The sequence below is a fragment of the Rhodopseudomonas parapalustris genome (assembly GCF_053772255.1).
The window spans coordinates 1-2,981 of record NZ_JAMKBZ010000061.1; the positions used below are offsets into that span (position 1 = coordinate 1).

General features: G+C 62.1%; 5 protein-coding genes. 2 read left to right on the forward strand and 3 right to left on the reverse strand.

The annotated features are described in order from the left end of the window. Positions 1 to 611 precede the first annotated feature (611 nt). Entirely contained in the window at positions 612 to 1,121 is a 510-nt protein-coding gene (locus tag M9H71_RS24940; protein WP_455407549.1) for a hypothetical protein, read from the reverse strand. A gap of 9 nt (positions 1,122 to 1,130) precedes the next feature. Continuing rightward, complete coding sequence (locus tag M9H71_RS24945; RefSeq protein WP_455407550.1) at positions 1,131 to 1,877, reverse strand: S24 family peptidase; 747 nt, start codon at positions 1,875 to 1,877, stop codon at positions 1,131 to 1,133. Between the two features lie 24 nt (positions 1,878 to 1,901). On the opposite strand from M9H71_RS24945, the gene M9H71_RS24950 reads away from it, so the two are divergent. Both M9H71_RS24950 and M9H71_RS24955 read left to right on the forward strand, forming a co-directional pair. Next, positions 1,902 to 2,192: a helix-turn-helix domain-containing protein gene (locus M9H71_RS24950; RefSeq protein ID WP_455407551.1), complete on the forward strand. Its 291-nt coding sequence runs from the start codon at positions 1,902 to 1,904 to the stop codon at positions 2,190 to 2,192. Continuing rightward, complete coding sequence (locus tag M9H71_RS24955) at positions 2,189 to 2,383, forward strand: hypothetical protein (RefSeq protein WP_455407552.1); 195 nt, start codon at positions 2,189 to 2,191, stop codon at positions 2,381 to 2,383. The genes M9H71_RS24950 and M9H71_RS24955 overlap by 4 nt, the downstream gene beginning before the upstream one ends. A gap of 187 nt (positions 2,384 to 2,570) precedes the next feature. On the opposite strand, the gene M9H71_RS24960 is transcribed toward M9H71_RS24955, so the two are convergent. Continuing rightward, complete coding sequence (locus tag M9H71_RS24960; protein ID WP_455407553.1) at positions 2,571 to 2,876, reverse strand: hypothetical protein; 306 nt, start codon at positions 2,874 to 2,876, stop codon at positions 2,571 to 2,573. Between the last annotated feature and the right edge of the window lie 105 nt (positions 2,877 to 2,981).

A 2,981-nucleotide genomic window follows, 5' to 3' on the forward strand; every position in this document is an offset into this window, starting at 1 on the left:
CCCCCCCCCCCCCCGCCCGCCCCCCCCGCCGGCCCCCGCCCCCCCCCCCCGCCCCCCGGGGGGGGGGGGGCTGTGGTGGGACAGCTCGCGCGGTCTCTCGTCCCAATTCGCCGACCCTCAGGGGTGGAACGGTAATTCGGTGGGGTGGTGAAATATTCACGAGCGTTGCGATGAGCAGGCAACCAGCATTCCAAGGCGGCCGCTCGGTTCCGGCAAGGTCGGCTCACAGCGGCCATCTGCAACAGAAATTCTGTTGCAGCATTGTTGCAGGTTAATGTAACCCGCAAGATCAGATGGCATGGGGCTAAGTGGGCGGGATTTGGCGGGACGACGCGGGATTTCGTGCGACGTGGCAATGCTTTAAGGGCGATCCGGCGGGCGCGCGGCGTGCTAATCGGTGCGCAAGATCAAATGGCACGGATGGCGGCCTGGCGGGCGGCGCGGCGACTCCGAAAACATGGATAAATCAATGAAGGCCATGACGGAACTCCGAAACGAGTTCGGAGTTCCTGGGATCGACGGGAAAACGGCGTTTGTCGTTCTTCTGCAACGGCTTAATCTACGTCGCCGGATCGACTCCGCAGAGCAAACTCCGAAATCGGAGTTTGCCGTTAGCTATCACGGCCCTTGATTAACAGCCACAGTCCCATTCCGTCGGTCTTCATCAACTTAAAGGTGATCCCATGCAGTTCAGCCTCTGATGGTTTGCCGTCGTCCAGGCCTTCCATCAGAGCCCTAAAGATCACCCCTCGCTCAGAAGGTTCGGCGCCTGGCGCGTAGGTCGCCATGATCACCAGGATCGTTTCGAAGAATGTGAGGGCGCTCTTTGTGTCGCCGCCTCCGTAGATGAACGCGATGTTTTCAAGCGTGGACCCGTCGCCGGAATCGGCCATCGCGAGAAGCTTTGGTGTAACTTTGTACCGGCATACGGTCCTGACGGACTTTTGGCAGCCGCTCAGTGCGATTCTCACGCTGAGTTTGTTGGATTTGGCTGCCGCGTTGAAGCGCGATGCCAGCTTTTCGACGTCACCGCCGAGAGGCTCTCCGCCTGCCGAGGTCACAACAATAAAACCCAGCGCGGTTGCAGACAATACCGCAAGGAGACCGCGTTTGATGCTCATTCCACCCCCCTACAAGCTTCGTCCGACCCACCGAACCCGGCCGATGATGCGGACAGGCTCAATCATAGGCACTTCTTCTTCGTCCGGGTAGAGGTCGCGGTTGTCTGCCCGCATAAGTAGGCGGCTACCGAGCCTCCTAAGCCGCTTGACGAGCACCTGGTCACCGATGGTGAAGACGTAAATCCTGCCATCGATGATTTCAGTATCGATGATGTCGACAAGCAGCGGCTCGCCATCCTCGATCGTCGGGCGCATGGAATCGCCAGAGGCGTAGAGCAGTCGAGCATTATCCGGCCTTACCCCAACACGCGCCAACGCTTCCCGTTGAAAGGGCGCCGATTTGGAGTCGTCGTCCACAACGAGCGCCCCACCTCCTGCCGATGCTTTGAACGCCAGCAACTCGACGGGCACGGTCCCATCCTCGTGGCTGCGGCCCCGCAAGAGTTCTTGCTGTTTTCCCAGCAACAGCCAGTCAAGTGAGATGTCGTGCGCTGTTGCGAGGATCTGAAGCGCCTCAAAGGACGGCTTTGCAATACCTTCCAGCCACTGTCTCAGCTTTTCGGTCGGTCGTTTCCCTCCTAGCGGCGCGGCAAATTCCGCGCGGTTTCCTTTGAAACGCGTCTCCACGAGCTCTTCCAAGCGCTGTTGAAAAGACAACGACCCCCCTCGCAAGTTTTCTTGCGAATCAGCAAGATTTCTTGCTATTGTCACCAAAGCGATCACGTTACGGAGCCGAGAAAAGCCGGCCTCTGCCAAGGCCGGCTCCTTCGGAGGACATCAATGCCGCGTCAGACTTGGGACAGATTTTCGATCAAGGCCGAGATCCAGCGGCGTGGCGAAACCCTCACAGGGCTGGCGATCGACGCCGGCCTGGAGGATTCGGCCTGCCGCGTCGCGCTGGTTCGCCGCAATTTTCGCGGCGAAGAGGTCATCGCCAAGTTTCTCGGCATCCCGGTCGAAGAGCTGTGGCCCGATCGCTACAAGGCGCCCAAGCGGAAGACTATCGCGGAACGTCGCCGACTCGCCAGTCAAAAGCGGGCGGCCGGTGCTGACATCGGGGAAGCCGCATGACCCCCGATCTGTCCATTCCGAACCGCTGCTTTGACATCCCGCCCGTGCGGGTCGCGCCGCTGCCGCAGGAAGACCGCGACGCGGCACTGCTGGCGATGTGGCAGGCGAGCCGCGGCCTGCCGATGGCGGCCCGCGAGGCGATGCTCGCGCGCTACGCCGCGGCGCCCTCGTTCAGCGGGGGCGCGCGATGAACTCACCTCAAGGAGGCGTCCATGCGTCTATTGATCGGCCGGCTGCTGCTCTGGTTCATCGAACCGGCGCGGGCACAGCGGATGGCTCCCTTGTTGGCCGCTATGCGGAAGGAGAACGAGCGCCACGAGCGCTGGTGGCAGGCACGCCGCGAGGCGGCGCGCCGTTGGCACAGTCCCACCAGCTCGGTCACGACACCCGCCGGGGCAGTCCTCCCTGCTCCAGCCGATCGTGGGACGCCTCGTCCTTCAGAATGATCCATGCTTCGAGCCGGAAGGTTTCGGCTCGGTGCAGTGCAAATGCATCGTCATCGCCGGCCAGGTACTGGCGGAGGCACTCCTCCATCGTCGCCGAAATCCGGTCGATGACCGTCGGATCGGTCTTCTTCAGCTCCGCCAGCGTCATCGACAGGATGTGGCTCACCGCGTTGAGCCGCGCCGTCAGATTGTGGAAGCGGTCGTGGCATCGCTTCGCGAGGTCGTCGGTCTCACTCATCTCCAGTTCTCCCCTCAGCTCGAATGGTCGCGCGTCCGAGTGTGGGGAAGTGCGCCACCTGCAGCAAGTGGTGGGGCGGCGGGGCTATCCGCACCGTCACCAAAT

Coding starts and splice junctions, on each gene's coding strand:
- M9H71_RS24940 (WP_455407549.1), bottom strand. CDS start 1,121: ATGAGCATCAAACGCGGTCTCCTTGCGGTATTGTCTGCAACCGCGCTG.
- M9H71_RS24950 (WP_455407551.1), top strand. CDS start 1,902: ATGCCGCGTCAGACTTGGGACAGATTTTCGATCAAGGCCGAGATCCAG.
- M9H71_RS24955 (WP_455407552.1), top strand. CDS start 2,189: ATGACCCCCGATCTGTCCATTCCGAACCGCTGCTTTGACATCCCGCCC.
- M9H71_RS24960 (WP_455407553.1), bottom strand. CDS start 2,876: ATGAGTGAGACCGACGACCTCGCGAAGCGATGCCACGACCGCTTCCAC.